The 6,097-nt window shown below is 67.0% G+C and carries 4 protein-coding genes; 3 read left to right on the forward strand and 1 reads right to left on the reverse strand.

Annotated features, from left to right (window positions below):
- The 3 genes from WBV89_RS05365 to WBV89_RS05375 all read left to right on the forward strand — a co-directional run.
- Positions 1-1,848 (forward strand): polyribonucleotide nucleotidyltransferase (locus tag WBV89_RS05365; protein WP_423980308.1); only part of this gene is annotated, 1,848 nt, incomplete at its 5' end.
- Positions 1,849-1,939: 91 nt separating this feature from the next.
- Positions 1,940-2,710 carry a 4-hydroxy-tetrahydrodipicolinate reductase gene (dapB, locus tag WBV89_RS05370; RefSeq protein ID WP_423980309.1) on the forward strand — a complete coding sequence of 257 codons (771 nt, stop codon included), beginning with the start codon at positions 1,940-1,942 and terminating at the stop codon, positions 2,708-2,710.
- Positions 2,711-2,778: 68 nt separating this feature from the next.
- On the forward strand, positions 2,779-4,176 hold the full coding sequence (locus WBV89_RS05375) for a glycosyl hydrolase family 18 protein (protein ID WP_423980310.1): 1,398 nt from the start codon (positions 2,779-2,781) through the stop codon (positions 4,174-4,176).
- A 73-nt stretch (positions 4,177-4,249) separates the two neighbouring features.
- On the opposite strand, the gene WBV89_RS05380 is transcribed toward WBV89_RS05375, so the two are convergent.
- Positions 4,250-6,097 (reverse strand): hypothetical protein (locus WBV89_RS05380; protein WP_423980311.1); only part of this gene is annotated, 1,848 nt, incomplete at its 5' end.

Here is a 6,097-nt window from a genome sequence, read left to right on the forward strand (position 1 = left end):
TTCTACTACTACGACGACGGCGCCAAGAAGGTCACCGAGGAAGTCCTCGGCGACGCACTCCAGGCCTGCAAGGTGTGGATCAAGGACTCGATCGCCCTCCAGCGTCAGCTCGTCGCCTCGGTGATCGCCACCCACGGCCCGATCGAGCCGATGAAGTGGACCCCGGTCCTCGACTACACCCCCGAGATCTTCGAGGCCGTCGAGAAGTTCTCGACCGAGGCCATGAAGCCGGCCGTCACGATCTCGGCCAAGGCCGAGCGCAACGAGGCAGTCGACGCGGTCACCGCCGATGCCATCGGCCACTTCTGTGGTGACGACGGAGAATTCCCCCATCAGCAGAAGATGGTCAAGGAAGCCGTCCGCAGCCTGATGAAGAAGGTCATGCGGCGTCGGGTCCTCGACGACGGCATCCGGATCGACGGTCGTGCACCGGCCGATCTCCGCGAGATCAGTGCCGAAGTCGGCGTGCTCCCGAGCGCGCACGGTTCCGGTCTGTTCCAGCGTGGCGAGACCCAGGTCATGAATGTCCTGACCCTGGCCATGCCGCGCATGAACCAGATGATCGACTCGCTGAACCCGAACAACGAGAAGCGCTACCTGCACCACTACAACATGCCGCCGTGGGCCAACGGTGAGACCGGCCGCGTCGGTTCGCCGAAGCGTCGCGAGATCGGCCACGGCGCCCTCGCTGCTCGCGCAGTGCTGCCCGTCATCCCGAACCAGGAAGACTTCGCGTACACGCTGCGCCTCGTCTCCGAGGTCATGGCCTCCAACGGCTCGACCTCGATGGGTTCGGTCTGCTCGTCCAGCCTCTCGCTGATGGACGCCGGCGTGCCGGTGCGCAGCCACGTGTCGGGTATCGCCATGGGCCTCATCCACGAGGACGGCGAGTACGTCACGCTCACCGACATCCTCGGAGCCGAGGATGCCATGGGCGACATGGACTTCAAGGTTGCCGGGACGATCGATGCGATCACTGCGCTGCAGCTCGACACGAAGATCGACGGCATCCCCGCCGACGTCCTGTCCGCTGCGCTGGCTCAGGCCCGCGTCGCTCGCCTGGCGATCCTCGACGTCATGAACGAGGCCATCCCGGAGACCCGCTCCGAGATCGCCGAGACGGCGCCGAAGATCAGCACGATCTACATCCCGCTCGACAAGGTCGGTGAAGTGATCGGCCCGAAGGGCAAGGTCATCAACACGATCCAGCAGGAGACCGGAGCCGACATCGGCGTCGATGACGACGGAGCCCGCGGCATCGTCACCATCGGTGCTGTCGAGGCGTGGCGGATGGAGGAGGCCAAGATGGCGATCCTCAACATCGTCGACCCGCCCAAGGCCGAGCTCGACAAGGTCTACATGGGCCGTGTCGTGAACATCACCAAGTTCGGTGCGTTCGTCAACATCCTCCCGGGCCGCGATGGCCTCGTCCACATCTCGAAGATGGGTGGCGGGCGCCGGATCAGTGCAGTCGAGGACGTTCTCGAACTGGGCCAGGAGCTCGAGGTCAAGGTCGATGAGATCGACGACAAGGGCAAGGTCAGCCTCACCCCGACCAGCCCCCTCGGTGGTGGCGAAGGCGACAGCGGATCGAGCTCGAGCTCGGACGATGCCCCGCGTCGCGAGCGTGCCCCGCGTCGTGAGCGCGATGACCGCAACGACCGCGACGTTGCCCCCGCGGCATCGACCGACTCCGACATCGTCGAGGTCAGCTTCGAGGAGAGCTTCGATTCCGAACTCGCCGAGGAGCTCGGTGACCTGGGTCCGAAGAGCGACCGTCCGAAGGCCGACCGTGACGGTGGAAATCGTCGTGGCGGCACCGGCGGCGGACGGCGTCGTCACGGCTGATCCATACATGCACATGGGTGCCTGGCACCGATGTGCATCTGCGTCATCGGGTGCCTGACACCCGATGACGCATCTGGAAGGATTGAACACCATGAGAGTCGGGGTCAACGGCGCCAATGGGCAGATGGGTCGAACCGTCTGCGCGGCGGTCGCCGCTGACCCCGATCTCGTTTTCGTCGCCGCGGTCGACCGCGATGGCGAGGGGGACACGATCGAGGGGATCGAGCTCTCGAGTCGCCTCGATGCGTTCTCCGAGGCGAGCTGCGACGTCGTCGTCGACTTCACCGTGGCCGACGCCGCGCGGGCGACGCTGCCATGGCTCGCCGAACACGGAATCCACGCCGTCGTCGGAACCAGCGGATTCAGCGAGTCCGATCTCGACGACTATCGCGCACGGTTCGCCCCCGAGTCCGGCGTGAACTGCCTCATCGCTCCCAACTTCGCGATCTCGGCGGTCCTGATGATGCGCTTCGCCGAAATGGCCGCACCGTGGTTCGACACCGCTGAGGTGATCGAACTGCACCACACCCGCAAGGTCGATGCGCCGTCGGGAACCGCGGTCACCACGATCGAGCGGATGGCAGCGGCACGCGATGCCGACTTCATGCCGGACCCCACGAAGCACGAGGTGTACCCGGGGGCGCGCGGGGGAGCGGGACCGAGGAACATCCGCGCCCATGCGATCCGGATGCAGGGGATGGTCGCTCACCAGGAGGTCATCCTCGGTGCCGAGGGTCAGACGATCACGATTCGTCAGGACAGCTACGACCGGTCGAGCTTCATGCCCGGCGTCGTGCTCGCCTGCCGGAAGATCGCCGAGCACCCGGGTCTCACCCTCAGCCTCGATCCGTTTTTGGATTGATCACCGGTCCGTCCCTCCTCGTTGAACGTCGCCGGACTCGATGCACTGACATGATCTGGTCGTGACGTATGGGCTCCGATGACGCGACCCCGCCGGCCGCTGACGATCAGTCGCCCGACGGGACACCATACGACCTCGATTTCCCCGACGGCCAAACACCCGATGGCATGCATCCCGAGGGCGTGACGCCGGACGGAACGCCGTCTGACGGGACCCCGATCGGCGATCCGCTCGTGGTGCCGCCGGAGGCGTCGGACGTCCCACCGGAGGCGTCGGAGGTTCAGCCGGAGGTGGCGGAGGCGAGCCGCGCAACGTCCGGCTTCGCTCGGCCATCGGCGGGCGCGATCATCCTCGCGATCGTGGTGGTCGCGGCCACCGTCACCGCAGGACTTCTGCTCAGCCGGCCCGATGAGCCGCCGGTCGAGCGGACGAGTCTCCCGCTCGATGCCTGGCTCCCGTACTGGACGCTCGACGAGACGACCGAGTCCAGGATCGACGAGGTCGACACGATGCGTGACGTCTCACCGTTCTGGTACAGCGCGGAGGGAGTCGACGAGATCGTCATCGACCCGAACGCCGATCCCGACACCACCGATCGCTTCCTCGACCTGCTCCGCGAGTCGGGGGCCGACGTCGTGCCGTCGATCGTGGACGCGCTGCCCGCTGGTCAGATGGCGGCGATCCTCGACGACCCCGAGACCCGAACACAGCATGTGGACGCCATCGTGGCGTTCGCCGAGGACGGAGACTTCGATGGAATCGACCTCGACTACGAACGGTTTGCGTTCTTCGACGGACGCGACACGTGGGAGTCCACACGACCGAACTGGGTGGCGTTCGTGGAGGAGCTCGGCGCCGAGCTGCATGCCGACGGGCGCACGTTGACCGTCAGCATCCCGCCGATCTACGACGGCGACCGCTCCTCGAGCAGCGGATACTGGGTGTACGACCACGGTGCGATCGCTCCGCACGTCGATCGGATCCGCATCATGGCCTACGACTACTCGGTCGGCGAACCGGGCCCGATCGCTCCGCTGAGCTTCGTGCAGCGGTCGGTCGACGGCGCGTTGGACGTGGGTGTCGATCGCGAGAAGCTGGTGCTCGGCATCCCGATCTACGGCCGGAACTGGCCGATCGGTGTGTCCGGAACGTGCCCAGCGGGGACCGAACTCGAAGATGTCACCTCGGTCAACCTGCGCACGATCGACGATCTGATCGCCCGCCGTTCGGCGGTTCCGGTGTTCGACGACGTGACGGGGGAGTCGAGCTTCGAGTACGACATCGAGTTCAGCGACGACTCGACGAGCTGCACCCAGTCACGGTCGGTGCACTACGTCGATCCGCTCGGTGCCCGACTGCGGACCGACATCGCGCTCGAGGAGGGTCTCGACGGCGTCTCGCTGTGGGCGTTCGGCTTCGACGACGAGCGGGTCTGGGAGGAACTCGGCCCGCGCATCTCCAGCTGACCCACCCGCGCACTCGTCGCTCGCACCCGCCGCCGATCTCGTGAACTTGTCGGGCGCTCCGTGCGCGAACAGTTCACGAGAACGCGGGGTCGACCTGGGTGAGTGAGCGGGTTCCGTCGGTGCCGGGGACGGTCAGGAAGCGGCCGGTCGAATGTTCGTAGACGACGACCTCGTCGCCCGCCACGTACGCGGCGTACGTACCGGCGGTGTTCCAGACGATCGGCTGGCCATCGTCGGGTTGCTGTGCTCCGACCGGATTGCCCGTCTCGAGGTCGAAGAAGAACCACTTGTCGACAGGTTCGGGTGGGTCACTCGCGGTGCCCGTAGATGCGAAGTTGATCAGGGCGACGCGACCGTCGGGTGACATCGAACCGATCAGCGAGACCGCTCGGTCGGTGCTCGCCCCGGTGGCGAAGGCGAGTGGATCGAGCCCGGAGTCGGTTCGTTCACCTGTCTCGCGATCGACGACGAACGCAGCGCAGTTCAGGCGTTCGTCGCACTCGCGGACCAGCGCCGTCGTCGTTCCGATCGCGAGCAGTTCGCCGGACGTCAGCCGATCCACGCCACCGCCGGCGGACGTGTAGAGGTCCCCACCGCTCGAGAAGACGAGCCCGCCGCGCCCGTCGCCGTCGAGCAGTGTTCCGTTGGCGATTCGCAGTTCGTGGACGTTCGACGCCGCAGCTGGACTTCCGCCGCGGGGTGGACCGCCGTCGAGGTTGACGACGGTGTAGTCGATCCCTTCCGAGCCCGGCTCGTCGACGTTGCGCTCCCAGAATCCGCCGTCCGGCCCCGGGTACAGCGGACCGGTGGGGACGTTGTCGCCCTGCAGCGTGGTGGTCACGCCACCGAACTCGGAGACGAATCCGGTACCTCCGTTGCTGTCGGTGTATCCGCCGACGCGATCGCCGTCGGAGAACAGTTGGCTCTGGGCGGGGCCCGGGAGAGGCTGTGTCGGCCAGCTCGCCGCCGTCGCGGCGTCGAGATCGAGCAGCGTCATCTCGCCGAGCCCGCTGAACGCGACCAGACGCAGATCGGTCGGCACTCCATCGGCGGTCGAGAACTCGATCGATGTCGGCTCGACGAACGTCGACGGTTCCAATTCACTGTCGGGGTACCGGATCGCGATTCCCATGACCTGGCCGAGTTGCTCACCGAACGGGACGGCGTCACCCGACACCCGGTCGAGGAAGACGAGTCCCTCGGTGCCGTTGGAGGCTTCGGCGACCACGAACTCACCCGAACCGTCGGGTGCCCATGCGCCGGTCGTGGCGTAGTCGCTGGACGGGGTCGTCGCGACCGGGCCGTCGACGAAGTCGACGATCACCCGCTCGTTCGTGAGCCCGTACGAGGTGTAGGACACCGCGGTCCCGTCCGGGGAGAGCGAAAGTCCGTACGCGCCGGCGACGACCTCCGCGGGGAGAATGCCGGTCGGAGCGGATTCTCCTCCGTCGATCGGCTGGAGCGCGTAGTGGCATTGTCGCTCGTCGTTGCATTCACGTAGCAGGATCTGGGTCTCCGATGCCGCGACGGCCGTACCGGAGGAGATGCGGGTCGCCGTCCCGTCGTTCTCGAGGAAGTACACGCCCCCGGCGTCGTTCACGATGTGATGCCCGCGGGCCTCGACCCTCGCTTCGTAGGTGGCCGGGACCGGGCCGGGCGAGGGGGCCACGGCACCCGAGACGTCGACCGTGTATTCGCGTTCGACCCCGGCTTCGACGTCGTAGGCGGAGACGAGGAACAGATCGCCCCCCTCGGGTGTATCCAGCCAGCCGATGGGGCGGACCCGCGGCCCGAACGGCGGATCGTCGAGGCCGAAGTCGGCAGTGTCGACGACGACGGGGCGCCCGTCGCGTGGCGCCACCACGAGGTCGTCGTTGTACCCGCCGAGCAGCGTGGCCGAGGGTGACGCGACGATCGAGGC

The sequence above is a fragment of the Ilumatobacter sp. genome, assembly GCF_049588435.1.
Lineage (GTDB): Bacteria > Actinomycetota > Acidimicrobiia > Acidimicrobiales > Ilumatobacteraceae > Ilumatobacter_A.